Source organism: Alishewanella aestuarii B11 (genome assembly GCF_000280055.1).
GTDB classification, from domain to species: Bacteria; Pseudomonadota; Gammaproteobacteria; order Enterobacterales; family Alteromonadaceae; genus Alishewanella; species Alishewanella aestuarii.
In genome coordinates, this window is the sequence record NZ_ALAB01000029.1 from 36,300 (window position 1) to 58,847 (window position 22,548).

At 47.2% G+C, this 22,548-nt stretch carries 21 protein-coding genes and 1 pseudogene; 14 read left to right on the forward strand and 8 right to left on the reverse strand.

Annotation, left to right across the window (positions count from 1 at the left end):
* The 5 genes from AEST_RS12570 to AEST_RS12590 form a co-directional block, all read right to left on the reverse strand.
* Window positions 1-603, reverse strand: a complete 603-nt coding sequence (locus tag AEST_RS12570; RefSeq protein WP_008609499.1) for an RAMP superfamily CRISPR-associated protein — start codon at window positions 601-603, stop codon at window positions 1-3.
* Window positions 600-2,276 carry a Cas10/Cmr2 second palm domain-containing protein gene (locus tag AEST_RS12575; RefSeq protein WP_008609500.1) on the reverse strand — a complete coding sequence of 559 codons (1,677 nt, stop codon included), beginning with the start codon at window positions 2,274-2,276 and terminating at the stop codon, window positions 600-602. Before AEST_RS12575 ends, AEST_RS12570 begins: the two co-directional genes overlap by 4 nt.
* A 244-nt stretch (window positions 2,277-2,520) precedes the next feature.
* Window positions 2,521-2,892 (reverse strand): YkvA family protein, encoded by a 372-nt coding sequence (locus AEST_RS12580; protein ID WP_008609502.1) that lies wholly within the window; start codon window positions 2,890-2,892, stop codon window positions 2,521-2,523.
* A gap of 63 nt (window positions 2,893-2,955) precedes the next feature.
* The gene (locus AEST_RS12585) at window positions 2,956-4,053 is read right to left on the reverse strand and encodes a primase/helicase family protein (protein WP_008609503.1); all 1,098 of its coding nucleotides are present in this window, start codon (window positions 4,051-4,053) and stop codon (window positions 2,956-2,958) included.
* A gap of 158 nt (window positions 4,054-4,211) precedes the next feature.
* Window positions 4,212-4,484, reverse strand: coding sequence for a hypothetical protein (locus tag AEST_RS12590; protein WP_008609504.1), 273 nt, complete (start codon window positions 4,482-4,484; stop codon window positions 4,212-4,214).
* A 1,490-nt stretch (window positions 4,485-5,974) separates the two neighbouring features.
* Here AEST_RS12590 and AEST_RS12595 point away from each other — a divergent pair.
* The 8 genes from AEST_RS12595 (at window position 5,975) to AEST_RS17205 (ending at window position 12,271) form a co-directional block, all read left to right on the forward strand.
* Window positions 5,975-6,229, forward strand: coding sequence for a helix-turn-helix domain-containing protein (locus AEST_RS12595; RefSeq protein WP_008609507.1), 255 nt, complete (start codon window positions 5,975-5,977; stop codon window positions 6,227-6,229).
* Entirely contained in the window at window positions 6,230-7,540 is a 1,311-nt protein-coding gene (locus tag AEST_RS12600) for a type II toxin-antitoxin system HipA family toxin (protein ID WP_008609508.1), read from the forward strand.
* A gap of 208 nt (window positions 7,541-7,748) precedes the next feature.
* Window positions 7,749-8,306 (forward strand): 3'-5' exonuclease, encoded by a 558-nt coding sequence (locus AEST_RS12605; protein ID WP_008609509.1) that lies wholly within the window; start codon window positions 7,749-7,751, stop codon window positions 8,304-8,306.
* Between the two features lie 182 nt (window positions 8,307-8,488).
* Entirely contained in the window at window positions 8,489-9,826 is a 1,338-nt protein-coding gene (locus AEST_RS12610; protein ID WP_008609510.1) for an ATP-binding protein, read from the forward strand.
* Between the two features lie 120 nt (window positions 9,827-9,946).
* Window positions 9,947-10,069 carry a hypothetical protein gene (locus AEST_RS17530; RefSeq protein ID WP_008609512.1) on the forward strand — a complete coding sequence of 41 codons (123 nt, stop codon included), beginning with the start codon at window positions 9,947-9,949 and terminating at the stop codon, window positions 10,067-10,069.
* Window positions 10,070-10,588: 519 nt separating this feature from the next.
* Complete coding sequence (locus AEST_RS12615) at window positions 10,589-11,026, forward strand: helix-turn-helix domain-containing protein (protein ID WP_008609513.1); 438 nt, start codon at window positions 10,589-10,591, stop codon at window positions 11,024-11,026.
* Window positions 11,023-12,159: a HipA domain-containing protein gene (locus AEST_RS12620; protein WP_008609514.1), complete on the forward strand. Its 1,137-nt coding sequence runs from the start codon at window positions 11,023-11,025 to the stop codon at window positions 12,157-12,159. Before AEST_RS12615 ends, AEST_RS12620 begins: the two co-directional genes overlap by 4 nt.
* Complete coding sequence (locus tag AEST_RS17205) at window positions 12,128-12,271, forward strand: hypothetical protein (RefSeq protein ID WP_008609515.1); 144 nt, start codon at window positions 12,128-12,130, stop codon at window positions 12,269-12,271. The genes AEST_RS12620 and AEST_RS17205 overlap by 32 nt, the downstream gene beginning before the upstream one ends.
* A 135-nt stretch (window positions 12,272-12,406) precedes the next feature.
* On the opposite strand, the gene AEST_RS12625 is transcribed toward AEST_RS17205, so the two are convergent.
* Complete coding sequence (locus tag AEST_RS12625; protein ID WP_008609516.1) at window positions 12,407-13,579, reverse strand: porin family protein; 1,173 nt, start codon at window positions 13,577-13,579, stop codon at window positions 12,407-12,409.
* A gap of 328 nt (window positions 13,580-13,907) precedes the next feature.
* Between AEST_RS12625 and AEST_RS12630 the strand changes: the two genes are divergently transcribed.
* From AEST_RS12630 to AEST_RS12650, 5 genes are read left to right on the forward strand one after another with little or no spacing between them, the layout of a single operon-like run.
* Window positions 13,908-15,071, forward strand: a complete 1,164-nt coding sequence (locus tag AEST_RS12630) for an iron-containing alcohol dehydrogenase (protein ID WP_008609517.1) — start codon at window positions 13,908-13,910, stop codon at window positions 15,069-15,071.
* A gap of 10 nt (window positions 15,072-15,081) precedes the next feature.
* Complete coding sequence (locus tag AEST_RS12635) at window positions 15,082-16,425, forward strand: permease family protein (RefSeq protein ID WP_008609519.1); 1,344 nt, start codon at window positions 15,082-15,084, stop codon at window positions 16,423-16,425.
* The gene (locus AEST_RS12640) at window positions 16,422-17,774 is read left to right on the forward strand and encodes a sigma-54 interaction domain-containing protein (protein ID WP_008609521.1); all 1,353 of its coding nucleotides are present in this window, start codon (window positions 16,422-16,424) and stop codon (window positions 17,772-17,774) included. The genes AEST_RS12635 and AEST_RS12640 overlap by 4 nt, the downstream gene beginning before the upstream one ends.
* Window positions 17,775-17,794: 20 nt before the next feature.
* Entirely contained in the window at window positions 17,795-19,243 is a 1,449-nt protein-coding gene (locus AEST_RS12645) for an NAD-dependent succinate-semialdehyde dehydrogenase (RefSeq protein ID WP_039925501.1), read from the forward strand.
* Between the two features lie 32 nt (window positions 19,244-19,275).
* A complete protein-coding gene (locus tag AEST_RS12650; protein WP_008609524.1) occupies window positions 19,276-20,310 on the forward strand; it encodes a cyclase family protein in 1,035 nt (344 codons plus the stop codon).
* A 337-nt stretch (window positions 20,311-20,647) separates the two neighbouring features.
* Here the strand turns inward: AEST_RS12650 and AEST_RS17590 are convergent.
* A pseudogene (locus tag AEST_RS17590) lies at window positions 20,648-20,843 on the reverse strand (lipoyl synthase); the annotation flags it as partial.
* A gap of 184 nt (window positions 20,844-21,027) precedes the next feature.
* Here AEST_RS17590 and AEST_RS12655 point away from each other — a divergent pair.
* Complete coding sequence (locus AEST_RS12655; protein ID WP_202948021.1) at window positions 21,028-21,534, forward strand: cytochrome c peroxidase; 507 nt, start codon at window positions 21,028-21,030, stop codon at window positions 21,532-21,534.
* A 67-nt stretch (window positions 21,535-21,601) separates the two neighbouring features.
* Here AEST_RS12655 and AEST_RS12660 read toward each other — a convergent pair whose 3' ends face one another.
* Window positions 21,602-22,501 (reverse strand): AraC family transcriptional regulator, encoded by a 900-nt coding sequence (locus AEST_RS12660; protein ID WP_039925502.1) that lies wholly within the window; start codon window positions 22,499-22,501, stop codon window positions 21,602-21,604.
* Window positions 22,502-22,548 lie beyond the last annotated feature (47 nt).

Sequence of the window (22,548 nt, forward strand, 5' to 3'; positions counted from 1 at the left end):
TTAGTCTCCTGCAAGCCGGTTGACTTCCACCAGGCCTAAGCCGCGCTGCTTTTTCGAGCCGGCCGCATCGATAAGGGGTAAAACCGCTTCGATGCAGGCAGGAAGCCGTTGCTGCCAATCGGGGATCGCCGCCAGGTGTGGATGATGGCTGTTGATGCTGATGTCGCTAACCAGCTGCATTGGCACGGCCACTTCAATGGCCCGCAAGCTGCTGTTTTGCGCCACGCCGGTATCCGGATTAATGGCGGTGGCATGTAGCACCCTGAATAAATGGCGGCTTAAACCTGGTTGCTGCGCCAGGTAAGCTCGCTCAGCAGCGGGTAAATGCGCATTACTAAACTGCAATACCCCCTGACTTTCCAGCCCATTACGCCCTTCATCGCCAAACAACAAGGCCAGCAGGTTGGTAGGCATATCTGCAAACCATTGATTGTGCATGGCCGTGCTGAAGGCGTCGCGCAGCAAACCTTTAATGCTTTTGCCAGGCAAGTAAGGCAGTTGGTGGCTGTCTTTAATGCACAATTGGTCGGCGTAAGCGCCTGCTTCCTGGCCGCCGGCGCTTTGCCAGTCGGTTAAAAAGTTCCACGATAAACGGATGTTCATAACACCTCTCCATTGTTGTGCTGCCAGCTGCTGATTTCCTCTTCAAAATGCGCCAGGTTCAGTAAATCGACTAAGGGCGCTGCATAGCCTTCGCGGGTTTCTCGGTACCAACGCTTTTGCTGCAGACCCAAATTGGCCAGCGCCTCGATAAATTCGGACTCAGCGGCTTTGTTACCTTTTTTCAAGAACTCCAACCCACGTTCAAAGATACGCTTGGCCTCGACGAAATCACCGGCTGCCAGCTCAGATGCCATTTTGCGCCAACGCGATAAAGTAAAGCCTTTGGCATCGGTGCCTTTGGCTTTATCGCACAATGCAATCAGCTGTCGCAGCTGCTGCCAGCTAACACCACCCTCTTTTTCGTCGACCAGGTAAGCCATCTCAATCAGGTTGATTGTGCCCCCTTGTTGCAGCGGATAACGGTGCGCTTGCTGAGCGGCTTGCTCTAAGTCCGTTAAGATAACCTGGCTAACACGGTAACAAGCCAGCGCAGCCGGGCCGGTTTGCCCTGCCGGTACGCAGGACTTAGTCAGCTGTTTGGCTTTGGCACACAAGGATTCCACCAGGTGGTGACTTTGCACAAAAGGATGCCCGGCTTTATGGAATAACACACCGCCGCTTGCGGTCAGTTTGACGGACAGCTGATAATCACGACTTAACGCCCTCAGCTCTTTATCGGCGTGCTGTTTAAAGGCCCGGCAGAAAGTTTCGGCATAGCGAAGCGCATACTTGGCGTGACAAAGTAAGGTGACATCGTCACCGCCCAATACTAAGGGGCGCATCGGCAAAGTATGGGTTGCATCCGGAAACTGCTCAGCCAACCAGGCAGTGGCGTCCTGAGCTGCCAGCTCGGTGGCTTTGTTCACAGTATCAGAAAATTGGCGGAAAGCTTGGCGGTAATCGCTGTCGGACTTGCCTTGCATGGCGCTTTTTAACTGGCGTAGTAACAAGCCAAGGCCATTGCCATCGATGTGGATCAGTGCAATGTCTTTGGTACCATCAAACTCGAAGTCTTTGTCTAAATTGACTGGGTAATGGCGAGGCCGCAAGCTTTCGGGAGTAAAGCGATCTTGTAGGTTGGAGACTGTTTTTAGTTCAAACAACCCATAGGCCTGACGGTGCAGCTGTGTATCGGCGTCGAGCCCTTTCATCTCCGCGCTGTCTACGCCCGCTTTTTTGGCAAAGCTTGAAACTGGCACGGCAACCTTTCCGGAGCGCTGCTCTCTGGCGCTGTAGGCACTGCCATAAGGAAGAGTGATCTGCGGCAGATTACGGTCTTGCGCCAATAACTTATGACCCTGTTCAATGGCCTGGCCTAAGGTTTCACCGCTGCAAAGTGCATCGGTAAACACTAAACTGGGGAAAAGCTGCTGGATAGTGAGTGTCCACAACTGGCGAAATTGCACCAGATGATCTTTATTCGTGGCACCAGCATACAGGGCACCGCCTTTGCACCGCAAAAAGCTAATATCCACATCGCCGAGGTTTGCTGCTGGATTGGTTAGATCGTGCGTTAATGACAATGCGCGCAGAACCTGACCGACCAAGCTGCTTTCAGTGGTATCGACCATGCGATCTAACCGCTCACTGGCGGCAATCACGTCTTTTAACTTACCCGATTGAAACAGGTAAGCTTGTATCGATTTAGCCTCAAACAGGTAGGAATAAATCACAAGCACCTCGCAGTATAAGTAATTGTTAGAAATTGATTTTTATTTATTTCTGGCGAAAAAACATTGGAGTGTGGTCACCAAGCCAAACAGCATGGTAGAACTCTGAAGATGAAAGGTAGGTATTAAACTATTTTCAACGTCCATTACAGCCAACTGCAAATCCATTTTGATTGTTGTTTTACATAAAGTTTCGGCTAAACACAAGTTCATTTTTACTACCTTTTGATAATCGCCACGATGTGCATTAGCGCGAGTTAAAAACTGAAATGACTTTTTCAGCAGCTTCTTCTTCGTGCTCTGTAGAAACGTATGCTGTAAGTGACAACAAGATTCCTGACAATATGATCAAATCATCGCTATACCCCACCAGCGGAATAAAGTCGGGGACAACATCAATTGGAGAGATGAAATAACCCAGTGCTGAGTACAGAAATACTCGCACCCAATCAGGTGTAATGGGATCTTTGGCAGCATAGTAGAGCGTTAACGCTGACAGCAGCGCGTCTTTACCGATTTTATGGAAATAGTGACTGACCTTTTCCCAAAAGCCTTGCTCAGAGTAATCCTTTTCATAAGGCCCGAGGTCGACATGGTGTGGATCAAATTTATCATTCATTCTGCATTCCTTTTTTTGATATGTTGCCAGTACGAGTTGTAAAAGGTGCCGCTGACAAACTTGTCAGCCAGACAGTGCAGATTGTTCAACCATTGCCTGCTCTATGGTTTGTTGCAACGAGCTCACACCATAAAGCTGCAGCATGTCGTTGAAGTCGGTTGGTTTTTGAGCTTGGTGCATGGGTAAGAATTGCGGTGTTATAAAAATATCACCCTGCCGCGAAGCGGCTTTGGCATGCTGCAGGCCTACATTGCCAATTTGCGGCTTATACAGATCACTATCATGAGCAAAGTAAACGTGCTCGTTTAAATGATCCCGGCATCCGGTGTAGTTATGGCAACTTAAGACGGCTCGTATTTCACCCGGCCATACCAGCGCTAAACTCAGCGCAGTAAAAATACCTTCGCAAAACATGATTGGAAAATACCGCAGCCCGGATACAGCCGAAATTTTAACAAAACTGCCGCGCATGGCTCCTGGATAGGCGACATGGATCCTTTTGTTATCTGTTACTCGATCAGGCATGATCAGTTGAAAACCGGTATGCTCACCATTAATGCGCTCTAAAGGCACCAGCAGTTTGCCACGAAAATTTCGCAGCATAATCCTGCGGAGTAACTGCTGATTGGCATAGCCTGCTAGCTTGGATTTTATATATGGATGCTCAGGCCCTATAGAAGGCGCATAACGGAACCCCTTTTGTAGCAAAGCAAAATACTCAGCACGACTTTTATCTTCTGCCATGAATTGAGGCAATGTAATTGATGAATCACGCGGGGTTGCAGCCTCAAGTATTATTGGCTCAGAAGCCATTTGCGCTACCTGACTTGTACGTTCCAATACTGCGCGATTTGCCTTCAACCAGCGGCAGCCATTGAAGTCTGTGGTTACGCCACCGTCTTTGAAGGTATGGAAACGAAAAAATGGCCAAGGCTCACCTGCAGGATTTTGATTAAAATAATAAGTGACGGAGCAGGTGCCGCGATAACGCTTTTCCAGCACTGGCACCTGATTACCCGTTAAACGAACAGAATATGGCGGTAATTGAGCCAATAATGCCTTGGCATCAATACCCACCTCAGCAGCCGCCTTAGCGATATCATTGAAAGCCAGCTCGAATACTCTGGTCATCTCCCATTGTTGATAAGCGGTTCTGTTCATCAGCCTCTCCTGCGGTTTAATGGATAACGGCAGTGTAAAAAATATCTTCGAGGCGTAGCGGGTTAACAAACTTGTTAGTTTGGAGCTGTTTTGCGCTTATTTCGGCTTAACAAATTAACCATGGGGCGTTGGTGCAGTGTATGGCGGTGAAATACGCCTTAACGGCGCCAGCAGAGCCAGGATAAAACAGTGTATGGTACAAAAAACAACGTATAAACAATGGCGTATAAAATACTATGCTGTTTGGTTTTGGCGTGATAACGAAAGTAAGCGGCTTGACCAATTATGAGGATTGGATTCATCAACGTGCCATATAATAACCAGGTTAAACTGCTGGTCGTGTCAGTAGCGTTTTTAGAAAGCAACACAAAAAACAACATGCTGGATATTATGATGGCTGGGGGTAAAGCTTTGGCAATAGCATCTCTCATAGAGTCTCCCTAAAAGTAATTTACGCAATAGATTTCAAGATGCACTTAGGCGGGCCGTGAACTGGAGCGCAGCCAACACCCGAACATCTTGAAAGACGAAGAGTATTTATGCCTGCTTGCCAAGTTTTGCCAAGCATAGACAGCCCGTACCGACATCCAGTTAGGTGTTTAGTTTTGTGTTTAGCTGTTTTTCAGGTGCTTGCGGCAAAGGATGTATAAGCCCACTACAAGTAAGCTGATTGGAATTAACCATAGCAACATCATTCTTAACTCCCCATATATAAGCTTTGTACTTAAGACTCAGCTTAGCACGTTAAGTGATGAGCCAAGCTTTAACAAACTTGTCAGCTTGTGGCAAAAGGCCTTGGTATCCTTGCCTTTACCAGTTTTTGTTCGCGGCTTATAGTTTTTTGGCTGGAGACAGGCGAATGCGGCTATAGTAATTTATAAGGTTGAGGTTTTAAGAGTGCGCTGTAAATGACAATAGCTCAATTAAGCTTGGTAATTTTATTTGTTGGTATAGTCCTCATCGGTTTAACGCTATTCGCAGCCCATAAGGTTGCCAAAAAGAAACAGGCTAAATCGCTTTCAAAGAATGCGGATTAACTTTTAACCACTATAACCTTTAAGCAACTAAGGGGTATATATCCAAAGCTGTCGGATAAAGTGAAGATGAAGCGCAGCGGCATGCATTTTGATTGCTCGCTAGAATGCATTTTTATAGAGCAATACTGTCAGGATTTCGAGCAGAGGTCGTTTTTTTCGATTTCTGAACATTGTTGAAATGGAAGGTGGCACATTCATGGCACAATCGTGGCACATAAAACAAAAAAACCACTTAGCTTTCGCATAAGTGGTTGATTTGATTGGCGCACCCGTCAGGATTGACTCGGTACATCCTGTACCTCGCCCTGCGGGCGTTGCTACGCAACGTCCAAAACGGCTTTCCTGCCGTTTTGTCGAACGACAGGCTCTCATCCGGCAAGGTCCACAAACGAGAAAACCGCCCTATGGCGGTTTTGACGTTTGGCGCACCCGAGAGGATTCGAACCTCTGACCTCTGCCTCCGGAGCGCAGAAACCTATCTCACCAAATTATAATGTTTTATATATATCATGCACTTATATAAAGAGCGACACCTAGATTAACCCAAAAACACAACCATTTAAACCCAATTAGTCACATTTTTAGTCACTTTTAGCTACCAAAAATTTGACCTTTTCCTCAGGAGGCCTACGACAAAATTTTTTAAAACCGAAAAAAAATCTGAGTTTTTATGTCGAATTTTTTCGACACTTTTAGATGAATTTTTGGCATTTGAACAGCTATAAATACCCGCGATGCTTCAGCCATGAACCACCAAACTCAACATTCTTTATTACGCCTTAGCGTATATCAATTTAAATTACGCCCTAGCGTATATTGACAATAATTACGGTAAGGCGTATACACTCATTACAAATTACATTTAACAATGTGGAGTGTGTTTGATGCAGATCACCCGTCCAGAACAACTTAGCACTCTTATAAAAGCATATCGCAAAAAGCAGGGTGTTACGCAATCAGAGATCGCTCAGCTGGTCGGTCTTCGGGTGGCGACAATTTCTGATTTTGAGAACAAACCTGAATCCTGCAAGTTAGCCACATTTTTCAAAATCCTTGCCGCCTTGCAACTACAGCTGGATATCTCGCCCCGCGAAACATCCTTACAGCCAGACCAAGATACATGGCAGGAGGGCTGGTAAATGGACACGCTTGATATTTACATGAATGGGATCAGGGTTGGTGAATACCAGCGCGATAGACGAGGTGCGAATAGTTTCACTTACGATACTGATTGGCTGAACTCGCCAGGACGTCGAAGCTTATCGCTTTCCTTAACACTTCGACCAGAACGTTATACAGGGCCACAAGTCTATAACTTTTTTGACAACTTACTACCCGACTCTCGCGAAATTCGCGAGCGAATGGTGGCACGCTTTAAAGCAAACTCAACCGAACCTTTTGATATCCTTAGCCAGGTCGGAAGGGATTGTGTCGGTGCGATACAGCTGGTTCCGTCAGGTGCAGCTGCGCCTACCATAAAGCGGATTGAGGCGAGTGCGCTAACAGATACTGAACTAGCAAAGATATTAAATGGCTATCAGGCAAAAAAACCCTTAGGTATGCTGGACGATACACAAGATTTTCGTATTTCACTGGCCGGTGCTCAGGAAAAAACGGCACTATTATTCTATCAAGGCCAATGGTGCTTGCCACATAAGGCTACACCAACAACGCACATTATTAAGCTGCCAATAGGTGAGATACGCTCACATGATCGTGTGATTGATATGACACACAGTGTTGAAAATGAGTATCTATGTCTTAACATCGCCAAAACCTACGGCTTTGAAACGGCAAAATGTCAGATGATGATGGCGGACGGTATTAAAGCACTGGCGGTTGAGCGCTTTGATCGCAAGATGGCGCCTGACAACAGCTGGATCATGCGACTACCGCAAGAGGATTTCTGCCAGGTTAGCGGCACCTCCCCCGCTAGAAAATATGAGGTGGACGGCGGCCCTGCCATTTCAACCATAATGCAGGAACTACTTGGTGCTGCTAATCCCAAGCATGACAGAGAAACTTTCATGCGCACTCAGGTTTTATTCTGGCTGCTGGGTGCAACAGATGGTCACGCTAAGAATTTCTCCATTTTTCTTGAACGGCAAGATCAATACCGGCTAACCCCGCTATACGATATCTTGTCCGCCTTCCCTGCAATCTCTAAAAAAGGTCTACATGAAAAAGACTTGCGTTTGGCAATGTCATTAAAGGGGTCCAAAGGCAGAAAAACAGAATGCCGGTTGATCGGCCCTAAACACTTTTTCAACACCGCTGGTGAAGTCGGTTTTCCATTATCGAGCATGGAGCGGATACTACATGAAATGGGAAGCATGACTGCAGATGTGATTAATAAGGTTGCTGATGAACTGCCCGCTGGTTTTCCTAGTTTTATAGCTGAACCGATATTTGAAGGTATGCACAGATATAGCCAGCGACTACTTAGCTGATCACTAACCCAAAGTGACGCTTTTTTAGAACTTCACTGCTAATGTTGTACGTTAAAAGTAAATAGATGCCAAGGAACACTAATTACGGCCGAACAAAGCGAAATACGTAATGGTTCGAAAATTAACTGACACAATTTAAAGAAACTTTTAAGCTGTATAGTATTATTATAACGCGCTGAATTATTAAAATTTTCTGAAATGGTAGCACATGCCCAAACATCTGCTGATAGTCGATTTAGAAGCCACCTGCTGGGATGGTGATGTACCTAGTCTTAATCGTCGCCAAACCGTTGAGGATATGGAAGTTATTGAGTTTGGCTGTGTAGTGGCAGAGCCCGATGGCAAGTTGCTGGATGCAAAGTCCTTTATCGTGCGCCCTGTGTTACGCCCACAGCTCAGTTCCTTTTGCACACAATTAACCGGAATTTCTCAGCAGCAAGTTGCTGTCGCGCCGGTCTATGCAGAGGTAGTTAAAGTAATAGATGCATGGCTTGCTGCTTATCAGCCTTTTTGCTGGGCGTCTTGGGGCGATTACGATCGGCATCAGCTGGGTGCTGAGCGGCAACACAACGGTTGTGAGCCTGCTTTTATGGCACTAGAGCACAAAAACCTGAAGCAATTGTGGCGTGAAGGCAGAGCAGCCAAACGTCGCTCTGGTTTGCAAGCCGCATTGGCCTTTCATAACCTTGCCTTTGAAGGCCAACATCATCGTGGTATCGACGATGCGCGCAATATGGCTCGGTTGCTGCCATGGATACCTTTGTAAAACGTTGGGCTTGAATAAAAAGAAACTGGCCCCTCATAAATCACTGCTCGAGCTTTAACATTAGCAGGACAGAAGTCACCATGTCAGGTTTGCATTTTTCCGCTCAATCTCTGTAATTGATTTTACAGTAATCTATGTTACAGTAAACCTCAGGAAGAAACTAAGATATTACTGGTGATGTCGTGCAGCAGTTTTACAATAGAGAATCACAGCTAGCAGCGCTTCGGGAAATCAGCGGCAACATTGAACATTCAAAAGGGATACTCAGTGTTGTAGTGGGTCGTCGCCGTGTTGGCAAAACCAGGTTGTTGAATGAAGCGTTCGACAGTAACAAGCATCAACATCTCTACCTTTTTATTGGCCGTAAGTCTGAAAAAGCGCTGGTCAGTGAGTTTACTGCCATTCTTGAGTTTAAACTGAAATCGCGGTTTTTTCAGCCAACCAGCCTGAAAGATATTTTCGAATACTTATTTGATTATGCCACCAAGGTACCTTTGACTATCGTTATCGATGAGTTTCAGGATATCGAAAGAGTAGAGCCTGGCTTATTCTCAGATTTGCAGAATCTTTGGGATAGTTACAAAAAAAGCGCGATGCTGCATCTGGTTTGCTGTGGCTCTTTGTACAACCTGATGACTCGACTCTTCAAGGATGAAAAGCAGCCCTTACTAAACCGAGATGATTATTTTTTCAAAATCAATCCGCTTACTCCCGGTTACATCAAAGCCATTATGCAAGACAACGGCAAATATAATCCGGAGGACTTGTTGTTATGGTGGTGTTTATCAGGCGGTATTCCTAAATATCTTGAATGGCTAAATAATGCGACAAATGAACCGCTCTCCAGCCTTATCTCTGATACCTCACCCCTTATAAAAGAAGGGATGCATCGCCTAGTCGAAGATTTCGGTTCAGAGCACAGAGCCTATTTTGATATTCTCGGCGCAATCGCGAGTGGCTATAACACCCGGCCGAGAATAGAAAACTATCTTGCCATCGGGGTTGGCGTTCATTTGGAAAAGCTCGAAAAGGACTTTGATATTATCAATAAAATCAGGTCTATAACGGCAAAAGAGAGCTCACGAGATATTCGCTATGAGATTGCAGATGAATTTCTAAGTTTTTGGTTCAGGTTTATCTACAGCAATCGCAGCGCGGTGGAAATCGAGAACTTTGACTTTATCAGGCGGATTATCGACAGAGATTTTGACACCTATTCGGGTAAGCAACTGGAAAACTTATTTAAAGCCATTCTTGCCGAGTCCAAGCAGTTCAACCAGATAGGGAGTTACTGGGATAGCAAAGGGGAAGATGAGATTGATATTGTTGCTATCGATGATTTGAATAAAAAAATTCTGATCGCAGAAGTGAAACGGCAATCCAGAAAATATAGTGAAACCAAGCTGATAATGAAATCGAAAAGCTTGCTACAACAACTTAATCGTCATAGCTATGACGTGTCTTACCGGGGCTTTACGCTGGATAATCTTGATGACGTGCTTGCCGGGCATGCTTACTAAAGCGGGATTTCTCGGTGGCCCCCTTAGCCAGGAACAACTTGCGCATATTGAAGCATTAAAAACATTGTTCATAAAAAGAGCAGAGCCATTACAAACGCAGGCTCAACTTTTTGAACAGGTATGAAAAGAAGCGTTTTGAAAGCCCCCTATCAGCGCCAAAGTGCTATGGAACATCTGATGGAAGAACATAAATGTGACCACCTTCCTGCAGGAGCTTATCTGTATAAAGATGAGTTAAGCTAATGTGGAAAAAAACTTTGGTATCTGAGTCTAATTCGTGAAGCGACTGACGAAGATCTGGAAGAAAGCCATTATCTCGAAGCAGTTGGCGAAGTTATCTGGACAGTAAGCGCTGAAGTTTTGTTTTGCCCCTACTGTGGTAAAGATTTGTACAATGGTAAACCTAATGAGAGCACGGGTGATTTTGCACTCTATGATTCATCAGCCTATAAAATGATTAAACGTTAACGCGAATACATGTAAAAGCGAAGCTCACCTGAGATTACATTAAAGCGCATTCATAAAGTACTCTTGGCGATCTCAGCCCAGAGAATTTTCAGTTGAAGAACAGTGCTTTGTGAAGTGTCTACTGTTGCTGGTACGTATCATTTTATTTTAGGTTTAATAAATAGTCCGTTCGCATAAGTTACAACCTTAAAGCTTAACAATAGACACTAACTTGTTAGAGCGAACAAATTGTTCTACATTAAAGGTAAGAATGTAGCTATTTTATTTGTTCGAATAAATTAACGAGGTTTCCCAGTGAAAATACCTGTTGAAAGTGTTGCTGACATTGGTCAGGTTATTCGTATCACTCGGATTTCTCAGGATTTAGACCAGCTAACCGCAGCTCAACTCTCCAGCGCAGGACAATCATTTTTAAGCCATTTGGAGAACGGAAAAGAAACGGCACAAATTGGCAAAGTGTTGCAGGTGTTAGAATCATTGGGAATTGGGGTTGAGCTGACTCTGCCGCCTGATGTTGACACCATGCTGGCTAAATATCAAAACTCGGTAAAACATGGCGGTAATTTACACAATTATAATGTCGCCTCAGATAGCCCAACAGAGGAACTATCAAAAACATATCGGAGTGGCGTTTTATATGAAGATGGTAAGAGACTTCAGCGTACTGATATAAAGACCTTCCTTGAACTATGGGAAAAGGTATCGAACAGCAAACGGGTGCGACGGTCATGAGAGAGTTAGTCGTTTATCTTGACCGCACTTTAGTTGGAAAGCTATTCGAAGAATCGTCGTTGTGGGGATTTGAGTATGACAGTACATGGTTAACTCATGGCTACAACATCATACCAGGGCTTTTATTCAAAGCCGGTAGACAACTGGATGGCGCCACAACCCGGCCTGTGCAATGGTTTTTTGACAATTTATTGCCAGAAGAGCAAGCCAGAACCTTGCTTGAAAAAGAGGCCAAAGTGCAACCTGGTGATGCGTTTTCTTTGCTGACAGCAATTGGCCATGAATCGGCAGGGGCTTTTACGCTATTAACACCAGGTGCAAAATTAGATGCCGGACAGGCTATCGAGCTAACACCGGCAGAGCTCAATGAAAGAATCCTAAACCTACCAAAGCTTCCTTTAAATCTAAGCGAACGAAAAAAAATGTCGCTTGCGGGCGCGCAACACAAAATGTTGGTGATTTTCAAAGATGGGCAACTCTATGAACCTTCTGGCCAGTTGCCGTCAACGCACATTTTAAAGCCTGAACATACTGACGCTTCGGCGTATTACTTTACTACTCGAAATGAATGGTTTGTCATGTCGTTGGCCAGAGCGTGTGGCCTGTCTGTGCCGGAGGTACACCATATTTATCTTCCTGCACCGGTTCATATCGTAAAACGTTTTGATCGGTCTGGTGAGTATCCAGATATTCATCGATTACATGTCATAGATGGATGCCAGCTTCTGGGGCTGTCATTCAGAGAAAAATACAGTGCAAGCTCAGTCGAAAGTCTTAAAAAACTTGCGGATAGCTGTATTGCGCCTGGTCCAGCCCGGTTAGCTATTTTCAAATGGGCTTTGTTCAACGCCTTTGTTGGTAATGGTGATGCACATCTGAAGAACTTATCGTTTCGATTAACTGACCGAGGCTATCAGTTGATGCCTCACTATGATCTTTTAAGCACCAGTATCTATGCAGTGGTTGGAAAACATCATCTTGAAGAGCTCTCTCAGAAAATGGGAGCGGCAGCTCATTTTGGTGAGTTAAGAAAACCATGTCTTGCAATTTGGGCTGGCGCTTGGATTGCCAGAGGCACTGTCATTAAGAATTATGGAACAAATGAAAAAGACAATCATGCCGGCTGCAGATAAGTTGGCGGCACAAGTTGCTGCAGAACCCGCCCATGACGGTAAAGCTTGCGAAATGCAAATGCTGAAGAAGATCCGCCATCTAAAAATTCAGGAAATGCTAAATCAGCTGTGAGCAAAATAATTTATCCTTATTGTGATACATTCGCTTCAACTCATGCTTGCTGCACGGAAACGGAATAGAGCTTAGGGCGAAACCAAGAGTAACGACCCACACCTTGCGTGCGGGCCTATGGTTTTTCAGGGACGTTTAGAAACTTAATGCAAGCCCCACGCTAAACGCGGTATTTTCAATGCTCTCGCCGGCATGGCTTTCTGCTTCCATCCGCGAGACTTCTCCAGAAATGGTGAACATGGTCCAGAGTGTGTGCCATACACCTGCACTCAGTTTCCTTTGCTGCTCCACTTGCACCAAGGCATCAACGCCAGCTAAATCTACGGTTGAGACGCCATAGTTAATGCCAAACTTAGTGGCTCCGATAGTGTGCGTGGCTTGGGTGAACCAGCCTGAGGTGTCGCGCGGCGTGCCATTGATATCTGCGCCGTCGACCAGTAATCCATAATAGCCTAAACCTTGGCCATCAAATGCTGAGGCAGCTAAGCGCGTCGCGCCGAGTTGGAGTGCTGCGGTTACGTCGATACCACGTGCGGTATAATCACCGTTCGGGGTGGCAACGTCTTGGCTGAAAAAGGTACTAGAAATATAGCCTTGCTCGAAATTGTAGCGCAGACGTCCGTGGATACCCGGACGTTCAGAGCCGGAGTCGCCGACGTAACCGTTACCACCAAAGCTTACTGGGTCGAGCGGTTGGAAGATCCCGATATCAGCTTGAAAGTGCTCACCTAACTGGCGTCTGTAAGTGATCTGAGAGAGTCGGTCGGCAAACACATAGCCGTAACCTGCGGCACCAAGAGTGGTATTCAACGGACTCCGAATAGCAGCTGTTGCGCCAACGCCACCCAAGGCCATGTCTTCTAGCACGACATCGATACCAAATACCCCATAATCACGCCCCACTTTAATGGTGCCCATGTCGGCGTTACCAACGGTGAAAAAGGCGCGATAGGCACGATTATCGCCGTTCCCGTTAAAGGCGCTGTTGTCGGTGGTGCCAGGTTCAATCGCGAGAAACGCTTTGAGATCGAAACCATCTCGCTGCGTACTTGCCGAAAACTGGAAGCTGGCTGGGCTATAGCCATTCGATACTGAGGTTGCATCTTTGCCGGTACATAGCAACGCGTTGCCAGCCACAGCGGCGCCGGAGTCATCGCAATCAGCGAATACAGCGTGAGCATTTATGTAGCCGTGAAATTCGAAATCCCAAGCCGGTGCTGCGGTTTCTGCGTGAGCCGCAGCGGATGCGGAAAGTGCGGCCGCAACGACTGCAGGTAAATAATATAGATGAGTTGTTTTGAGTGCCATAACCATTGCCTCTTGTAATTGTTATTGTTGATGACAGATATCAGCAATTGCTGCGACCTGTTGCATCTTTTTTCTGCAATGGCTGTGCCAAGTCGAATACCAACCTTAACTATATGTTTTCATAGGATTTATCTTTTTCACAAAAAGCTAGTTATGATGACATTATTCATCAGCTTAAGGCAAACTGATGAACAAAATCATCAACGCAATCGCTCCATCTAGTCATTCAGATTAAAAATAACTATAAAAAACATAATGTTAAACATTTAATTAAGGTTGGCATGGGGTTTGCAAAAGCTCTAGGCCAAAAATAAGAATAAGGAAGCACATGGATACTTCATCTGTTCAAATCTTCAAAACTGCAAGGCGGCTTCTAACCGGTGCGCAGTCGAGCCGCGAGCTCTATCGAGAAATGTGTCAGTTGGGCACGCAGAATCCACTTATAGTGACCGACCGCGGCGTTAGTGACGCGGGTATTACAGCACAGATCACCGCACAATTACGCGACCAAGGCATTGCAGATTTAACGGTGTTTGACGCCATTACTGCAGAACCAGAAATGGCTGTTGTAGAGACCTGCCGTGACTTATTCGTCCAACATCAGTGCGACGGAATTATCGCTGTCGGTGGAGGCAGCGCTATGGATACCGCAAAAGCGGTCGCGGTTTTTGTCGGTGATGAGCGTCCGTTGTCTGAACTCTTCGGTGAAGATCAAGTGGCATCGCGCCGTTATCCTCTGATCTGCTTACCTACCACGGCGGGAACAGGCTCGGAAGTTACCAATATCTCAATTCTGGCCGATACCGAAGCGCAAATCAAAAAAGGGATAGTCAGCAATGAACTGCTGCCAGATGTCGCAATTGTAGCGCCGGAACTGACTCTAAGCTGCCCCCCCTCCGTGACTGCGGCCAGTGGTATAGATGCTCTAGTGCATGCGGTCGAAAGCTATTTGTCGAACTTTGCCACCGCGTTGACCGAACCTTATTCGCTAGCGGCGATCACTAAAATCCGTGCCTCGCTCGAGCGTGCCTACCGGCAACCTGACGACCTTGCTGCGCGCGAAGAAATGGCGACTGCGAGCCTCATGGCGGGCCTTGCCTTTGGTAACGCCGGGGTAGGTGCGGTTCATGCGCTTGCGTACCCCTTGGGCGGACGCTACCACCTGTCACACGGAATGAGTAATGCAGTGATGTTTGTTCCAGTGATGCGCTGGAATCAAGCCGCTTGCCCTGGGCGCTTTGTCGCACTCGCACATGCCTTCGGCGCTGCACCTGATATCCGCAATGCTGAGGCGGGCGAATATGTACTTAGTGAGATTCAGCGCCTGTGTGACGCGGTAAATATTCCATCACAATTACGAGCTTTTAATATTCCGGAATCGGCGTTATCGGTACTAGCCTTAGCGGCGAGCGGCGTCACTCGATTGCTGCGCAATAACCCACGGGAGCTATCCGTGAGTGATATCGAAGATATTTATCGAGAAGCCTATTAAGGAGCGCCGTATGTCTTTATGGAAGCAACGTACGTTTGGTGCAGAGGCTCCGTTTTTCGCGCTGGGACCGTTTAAACTGCGGTTACCGTTTATTCATTATCGGTTTGAATGGCCGGATTACTTTCAAGGTCTACTGATGTGTGCGGTCGACTTGGCCGCAATTTCGCTTATGACCGAGCTGTTGGGGATGCCGTTTGAGGCAGCGTTGGCCATTGTGGTCATCAACGGGCTATTTTATTTGCTGCATCATTTGCTCGGAGACCCAGTAGTACCCGGTTGGATCACTCCGGCGATTCCTCTGCTGATGATGTATGTTGGGGCGTTCCCTGAGGGTGAGGCGCGGGTGCATGCGCTGATTGCCTTCCAAATGATGCTTGGGTTGTTCGCAATATCCCTTGGCGCGTCGGGAGCCGCTAAACGCGTCGTGCAATTGATTCCCAGCGCCATGAAGGCTGGTATTATCATGGGTGCAGGTCTGGCAGCCATTGCCGTAGTGTTTGACGATGGTGGTCGTTTCGAGAGCTACCCGTTTACGATTTCGATTGCCGTAGGTATCGCATTTTACTTGATTTTTTCGAAGCACTTCACTGCGCTGCAAAGCCGTCATTGGTTGTTTGCAACCATCGGTAAACTCGGTATTTTCCCGATTATTGCGTTGGCGATAGTACTAGCGCCGCTGTTCTCAGAAGCACCATGGCCTGATATCGAATGGGGTTTCACATCGCCCGATTTTGTCACCATGTTCAGTCAATACACCGTGTTTGGGGTTGGCCTGCCACCTTGGAGTATGTATATAACGGCAATCCCGACAGTACTTGCGGCATACATCGTTCTGTTTGGCGATGTCCTGCAAAGCAAGGCGATTCTGGACGAAGCCGATGAAGTGCGACAAGATGAAAAAATTGATTATGACCCCGACCGTGCGCACATGATTTTTGGCGCACGGAACTTGGGAATGAGTTTTATCGGACCGGATGTAACCATGTGTGGTCCGCTGTGGGCGGCGATGCATGTAGTTATTGTCGAGCGCTTCAAAAAAGGTCGACAAGCCATGGACTCGATTTTCGGTGGTGCAGGTTCGTTCCGCTGGGGCACCAATACTGGCTTACTGTTGCTGCCCGTGGTTAGCCTCGTACAACCCATATTGGGCATCGCGTTGGCGTTAACCCTTCTGATTCAAGGCTATGTCAGTGTACGTATCGGCATTCAAGAAGCGCAATCTGAGCGTGATCTTGGTATCGCCGGCGTTATCGCCGCTATCTTAGTCGTCAAAGGCGCTACTTGGGCATTCGCTGCCGGCTTACTGCTGTGTTTCTTGATATACGGCTGGCGCTTACGGGAGCAGCAGTCATGATTTCCGGTGACAACTTACAGCGTATCATTGATGCCATGAGCGATGGCGTGTACATCACCGATGGTAATGGTATCACGTTAACGGTCAACAAAGCCTATGAACGGATCACCGGTATTCCACGGCAGGCACTGACGGGCTTGCACATGTCGGAAGTGGTGCAACGCGGCTATATCTCACGGTCGGTGACACTGGAAGTGCTTAAAGAACAGGGACCAGTCACCTTGACCCAAACCATTGGCGAATACCACCAGATACTAGTGTCGGGAACGCCCATGTTTGATCGCGAAGGGCGCATTGAATTTGTGTTGTCGACGGTGCGCGACGTGACCGAGTTGCTGCAAGCGAAGCGGGCTGAAGAGCAGCTTGAACAAATCTTACATGTGCGCGAACACTATAGTGGTGAGCAAGAGCACGAGCCCTTCATTATTAGTCGGGCAACGCAGCAGTGCTACGATCTGGCTAAGCGGGTCGCACCGACAGCAGCGAAGATCCTGATTCAAGGTGAGACCGGTACAGGTAAGACGCTTCTGGCACGCACCATTCACGAATACAGTAGCGTCGCGAAAGGACCCTTTATTGAGCTGAACTGTGCGGCAATGCCAGAAAGCCTACTCGAAGCCGAGTTGTTCGGTTATGTTCCGGGGGCGTTTACAGGGGCCTCGCAGAAAGGCAAAACAGGGCTTTTAGAGGCAGCAAATAATGGCACGCTATTCCTTGATGAAATTGGTGACTTGCCGTTAAGTCTGCAGGCCAAACTGCTCAAGGTGATCGCAGAAAATCGCTTTATTCCAGTCGGCGGTACGCAATTCAAGCGCACCAATTTTCGCTTGATTTCTGCTACCCATCACGATTTACATCAACTGGTGGCACAACAGCGTTTTCGCGAAGATTTGCTGTATCGCCTCAGAGTTGTACCGTTGGAACTCCCCCCGCTGCGTGAACGTGCCGAAGAAATCGAAGCTCTGTTAGAACACTATCTGCATCATTTTAACTGCAAGTATGAATTCGATTGCCGCTGGCAGCGCGAGGTGATTGAACGGATGCAACGTTATGCCTGGCCGGGTAACATTCGTGAACTGATTAATCTCACTGAACGCTTAGTGGTGACTGCTGAGCAGTCACTGATAACCACTGCGCAATTGCCCATCGAGTTAGGAGTTAATGAGAGTTATAGAAGCCCCGGGTTGAGCCTGAAAGACCAGGTTGAACGGCTGGAACAGAGACTGATTGAACAGGCGATGGCCATGTATGGTACCACACGGCAAGCAGCGACGGCTCTCGGCATCGATCAATCGACCTTGGTCAAAAAGCAAAAGCGTTGGCTCAACCAGCGCAGCTCGTATCAATAGTAGGAGTTAAAGAAGTGCAGATGTTTCACAACGAAATACCGCAGTTACGCCAGCAGGCCTATGTCAATGGCAAATGGGTCGACGCGCTTGATAAGAGCACTCAGTCGGTATTCAATCCGGCCACGGGCGAACGCTTAGGTGCTGTGCCCCAGCTCGGCGTACAACAAATCGATGACTGTATTGAAGCGGCCGAAGCGGCATTTTATCACTGGCGCGAAGTGCCCGTGCGTGAACGCTGTGCGCTGCTTACGGCTTGGTTCAACAGTATTAAGGCCGAGCGTAAGCGGTTAGCTCGAATCCTCACCCTCGAACAAGGTAAGCCCTATGCCGAAGCGCTCGGTGAGATTGATTATGCGGCCAGTTATATCCAGTGGTTCGCGCAACCCGCCTTACTCGATATCGGCGCCGCGTTACCTTACGGTCAGCAACCTTTAGATATGCTGGTGACAAGTGAGCCGGTAGGGGTTTGCGCCGCCATTACGCCGTGGAATTTTCCGGCGGCAATGATAACGCGTAAGGTTGCCCCCGCTTTAGCCGCTGGCTGCACCAAGATCGTCAAACCAGCGCCCGATACCCCTTTCACCGCGTTAGCGCTCGCTGAACTTGCCGCGCAAGTAGGTATTCCGGCTGGGGTGCTCAATGTGGTGACGGGTGATGCGCAAGTGATTGGCGAGCGTTTAACCCAATCGTCAAGGGTGCGCAAGCTAAGCTTCACCGGCTCGACCGCAGTAGGACGCAGTTTAATGGCAGCTTGTGCACCGACGCTTAAGCGCCTATCGCTGGAGTTAGGTGGCAACGCTCCTTTCATAGTTTGTGCCGATGCTGATCTTGATGCTGCTGTCGACGGAGCAATCGCTGCTAAATTCCGTAATGCCGGACAAACCTGTGTTTGCGCTAATGCCTTTTATGTTGCCGACAGCGTCTATGATGACTTTGCCCAGCGCCTGACTGACCGTGTGCAACAGTTGCAACTGGGAACGGGCGATCAACCTGAGGTGACGGTGGGGCCGCTGATCAATCGTGCGGCGTTGCACAAAGTCGAACAAATGGTCACAGACGCGATCCAGCATGGTGGTGAAATTCGTTGCGGCGGAAAACGCTGGCGTGACCATGGAAACTGGTATTTACCTACGGTTATCACCGAGGTCGATGCTTCGGCACGTTGTGTCCAAGAAGAGATTTTTGGGCCAGTGGCACCACTAGTGCGCTTCATTGATAGCAGCACGCTATTGCAACAATTGCGCGGTCAGCACGCGGGCTTGGCAGCCTATGTATTTACACAGAATCTAGAACAAATTCAACGCTCTGTAAGGCAGCTTGAAGTCGGGATGGTAGGCATTAATAGCGGCCTGATTTCCGATGCGGCTGTGCCATTTGGAGGTATCAAAGCGTCGGGTATGGGCCGTGAGGGCGGCCGTCAAGGCATCGAGGAATACCTCGAAACGAAGTACATAAAACTAAACAACTGATAATAACACCAATAACAAGAAGGACTTTTATCATGAAGACAACTAAAACACTGATCTCGGCAGCACTTACCGCAGCTTTTGTTAGCCTAGCTGCCGTTGCTGTTGCGAGCGAAACTCCAATTGAAAAGCTGCAAGCAGACATGCCAAAAAACTGGGGTAAATGGGGTACTAACGACCAAATCGGTGCCCTGAATTATCTCGACGATGCGCAGGCATTGCGTGGTGTAAAGGCGGTCAAGCAAGGTAAAAAATTCACCTTACAATTACCGATGATTCACGGCGTGGGTCCCGTTTTCCCGGGGCGCGTGCCGGCCATGCATTATATGACGCAAGACGAAAGTATGTATTCAACTGGCAAGCTCGATGCGCTTGCGGGTGGAGTTAAGTATTCCGACGACGCGGTATTTATGTATTTGCAAGGTACCACTCATATGGATGCCTTGGGTCACGCATGGTACGGCGACAAAGTCTACGGTGGCGTGAGTGCAGACAGCACCGTTCACGGTCATGACCACGTTGATATCGGTAGTCTGGCGAGCCACGGTATTGTCGGCCGCGGTATACTGCTGGATGTGGGTAAACTTAAAGGTGGCAAATCAGGCCGCCTTGCACCAAGTAGCTGTGTAACTTTAGAAGATTTGAAAGATACCGCGAAAGCGCAAGGTGTGACCATTGAAAAGCGCGATATCCTGTTGATTCGTACAGGTTCAGTCGGTCGTTTCTACACTGATACGCCAGATGCGGAATGGACTGCAACCACTGAACCAGGCCTTTGTTACAGCAAAGAACTGGTGAAATGGGTCGATGCGATGGAAATTCCAGTGATTGCTGCGGATAACCTAGCGGTCGAGCTGGTGCCACAAAAGATTGACGGCGTTGATTACGTGATTCCATTGCACGGCGCGTTGATTCGCGACTTGGGCGTGGTTTTAAGCGAGCTTTATTGGTTAGACGATCTGGCGGCTGACAGCGCTAAAGATGGTCAATACACCTTTATGTTCACCGCTGCTCCGTTGAAGATGGCACGTGGTTCAGGGTCACCGATCAACCCTATCGTTATTAAGTAATCTAAGTTCCGACCGTTTCATCATGAAATGCAATGCTTTCATGGTGAAACGGCAGCTATCATTGGGCTGTCCATTAGAAACAAGAACAATTGTCGGGCGATAAGCAGGTGACGCAATGGTCACAATGTCCTCGGTCACGACCTTGGCAATCTTTAGGGCGGCTCCCATCGAGGTCATACCTTTTGCCTGAAGACACTGCCACTGCACTTTAGAAGCTTTGTTACTCGTAGTTTAATACTTTGCTATCTCAGTCCAGAGAATTTGAATTGAAGAACAATGCTTAGTGAAGTGTATACTGTTGCTGGTACTGAGGAGATAACTGACTAATATCCTTAATTTATATTTGGCTAAAAGTAGCAGTGCCTTCATCTGCCGCATGACGATCACAATTATAACTTGACCTAAAAATGACCCGCATGCTGCGAGCTTAAATCTAAGTGAATAGGTAGTTTTTTTGATTCCGTAGAATTCATGGATGGTATGTAACGTTTAACAGGTAAGTGATGCTTACTGGGTTGTAAATACTGGCCTACAGCAGGGCAAGATCACGAACATTTAGTGCCGTTCTTATTACAGCCTCCATTTATGAACAGACTATCTGCTATTTAGTTGCCATCTACGCTTTAATTACTCTATATTTAAATTAGAGAAAATGAAACTAGCATAGGATGCACAATGAAGAACCCTGCCTTTAAACTCATACTAGTTAATTGTATTATGTCCTTGGCTGCTTACGCAGCAACACCAAGACCTGAACCGGTACAACCCATTAAACCTGCCGTTATTACCGAGCCTGAAAAAGTCGAACTTGGCAAAAAGCTGTTTTTTGATCCGCGTTTGTCGATGTCAGGCATAATTTCCTGTAACACCTGCCATAACTTGTCGTTAGGCGGTACCGACAACCTTAAAACGTCTATCGGCCATAAATGGCAGGCTGGGCCAGTCAATTCTCCGACGGTATTTAACTCCAGTTTGTCTATCGCTCAGTTCTGGGATGGTCGGGCTGCTAACCTGAAAGAACAGGCAGCGGGCCCTATCCAGGCTGAAGTTGAGATGGCAATGCCACATACTTTGGCAGTGGATGTGATTAAATCTATTCCGGGCTATGTCGACATTATGCAACAGGTGTATGGTTCACCCGAGGTCAATCTTGACCGTATTACTGATGCGATCGCGGCCTTTGAAGAAACGCTGGTCACGCCGAACTCCAAGCTGCACACATGAAGATGTAGTGAGGTCACTGAACCAGCTAAACTAGCGTAATATGCGTTAACACTGTTTTAAACGGCTGCTAATTTGCTTTAGTAATGTGTTTTGGAGACGCCCCAAAGGTTTGCTTAAACACCCGACTAAAGTGGCTCGGATTATTGAAGCCTAACTGGTAGCAGACCTGACTGATTCGCTCGCCTGCTTGCAATAAGCGATAAGCTTGTTGTAACCGCAATTGTTGCTGCCATAGCGCTGGGGTTACCCCAAAAGCTAATTTAAACTGCTGATAAAATTTACTGCGGCTCATGCAGGCGATCTTACATAACGTTTCAATCTGAATATCTTCATGCAGATGTTGTTCAATAAAATTCAGCACATTCCCCAGCGGGGTAGACATATTAGCTTGCTTACAACTGGCCAGCAGCAGCTCGCGGCTTTGCTGCTGTAACAGACGAGTAATCAGTTCGTTTAATGACAATTCAATTAAGTATTCACGATGTTGCTCGTTTTCACTAAACAACGTGATCATTTTTTCCAGTAACTGTTGTGTTTGCAGATTATGCTGACCGTGCACTAACTTCGGCACATAATGAAAAAAATCGTTGTTGCTAATTTCTTGTTTAAAATTAAGTGCATCTACCACTTTACGAATTTTATCGGTACTAATTTCAATGGCTAAGCAAGTAGTAGGTTGTTGCAGTGTTGCCTCAGGGAAATCGATGAGCACTTTTTGTCCTGGTGCCAGGACAAAAGATTGATGCGGTAAAAAAGCACTATGATATTGGCAATCGGCCACATGCATGACTTTCTTGCCCGTTAACATGCCGCAAAACAATAGCTCGCTGGAATGCAAGGCAACCTTTTGCGCATCTTGATAGGTGTCATAAATACTCAATTCGGCATGCTCACCGGCAAAGCTCACTTTGTTTTCAACAAGTACGTTAATGCGTTGGCGTCTTTGGGTGAGAACCGATGTTGTCATAGTCTCCCTCTATTTGGACAAATAGACAAAAAGTCTGGACTAGAAAG

Excerpts from the sequence above, each read along its gene's own strand:
- AEST_RS12625 (WP_008609516.1), bottom strand. The coding sequence starts at position 13,579 with ATGGCACTCAAAACAACTCATCTATATTATTTACCTGCAGTCGTTGCG.
- AEST_RS12580 (WP_008609502.1), bottom strand. The coding sequence starts at position 2,892 with ATGAATGATAAATTTGATCCACACCATGTCGACCTCGGGCCTTATGAA.
- AEST_RS12620 (WP_008609514.1), top strand. The coding sequence starts at position 11,023 with ATGAGAGAGTTAGTCGTTTATCTTGACCGCACTTTAGTTGGAAAGCTA.
- AEST_RS17530 (WP_008609512.1), top strand. The coding sequence starts at position 9,947 with ATGAAAAGAAGCGTTTTGAAAGCCCCCTATCAGCGCCAAAGTGCTATG.
- AEST_RS12595 (WP_008609507.1), top strand. The coding sequence starts at position 5,975 with ATGCAGATCACCCGTCCAGAACAACTTAGCACTCTTATAAAAGCATAT.
- AEST_RS17205 (WP_008609515.1), top strand. The coding sequence starts at position 12,128 with ATGAAAAAGACAATCATGCCGGCTGCAGATAAGTTGGCGGCACAAGTT.
- AEST_RS12590 (WP_008609504.1), bottom strand. The coding sequence starts at position 4,484 with ATGAGAGATGCTATTGCCAAAGCTTTACCCCCAGCCATCATAATATCC.
- AEST_RS12645 (WP_039925501.1), top strand. The coding sequence starts at position 17,795 with ATGTTTCACAACGAAATACCGCAGTTACGCCAGCAGGCCTATGTCAAT.
- AEST_RS12585 (WP_008609503.1), bottom strand. The coding sequence starts at position 4,053 with ATGAACAGAACCGCTTATCAACAATGGGAGATGACCAGAGTATTCGAG.
- AEST_RS12630 (WP_008609517.1), top strand. The coding sequence starts at position 13,908 with ATGGATACTTCATCTGTTCAAATCTTCAAAACTGCAAGGCGGCTTCTA.
- AEST_RS12650 (WP_008609524.1), top strand. The coding sequence starts at position 19,276 with ATGAAGACAACTAAAACACTGATCTCGGCAGCACTTACCGCAGCTTTT.
- AEST_RS12635 (WP_008609519.1), top strand. The coding sequence starts at position 15,082 with ATGTCTTTATGGAAGCAACGTACGTTTGGTGCAGAGGCTCCGTTTTTC.
- AEST_RS12640 (WP_008609521.1), top strand. The coding sequence starts at position 16,422 with ATGATTTCCGGTGACAACTTACAGCGTATCATTGATGCCATGAGCGAT.
- AEST_RS12655 (WP_202948021.1), top strand. The coding sequence starts at position 21,028 with ATGTCCTTGGCTGCTTACGCAGCAACACCAAGACCTGAACCGGTACAA.
- AEST_RS12570 (WP_008609499.1), bottom strand. The coding sequence starts at position 603 with ATGAACATCCGTTTATCGTGGAACTTTTTAACCGACTGGCAAAGCGCC.
- AEST_RS12600 (WP_008609508.1), top strand. The coding sequence starts at position 6,230 with ATGGACACGCTTGATATTTACATGAATGGGATCAGGGTTGGTGAATAC.
- AEST_RS12660 (WP_039925502.1), bottom strand. The coding sequence starts at position 22,501 with ATGACAACATCGGTTCTCACCCAAAGACGCCAACGCATTAACGTACTT.
- AEST_RS12605 (WP_008609509.1), top strand. The coding sequence starts at position 7,749 with ATGCCCAAACATCTGCTGATAGTCGATTTAGAAGCCACCTGCTGGGAT.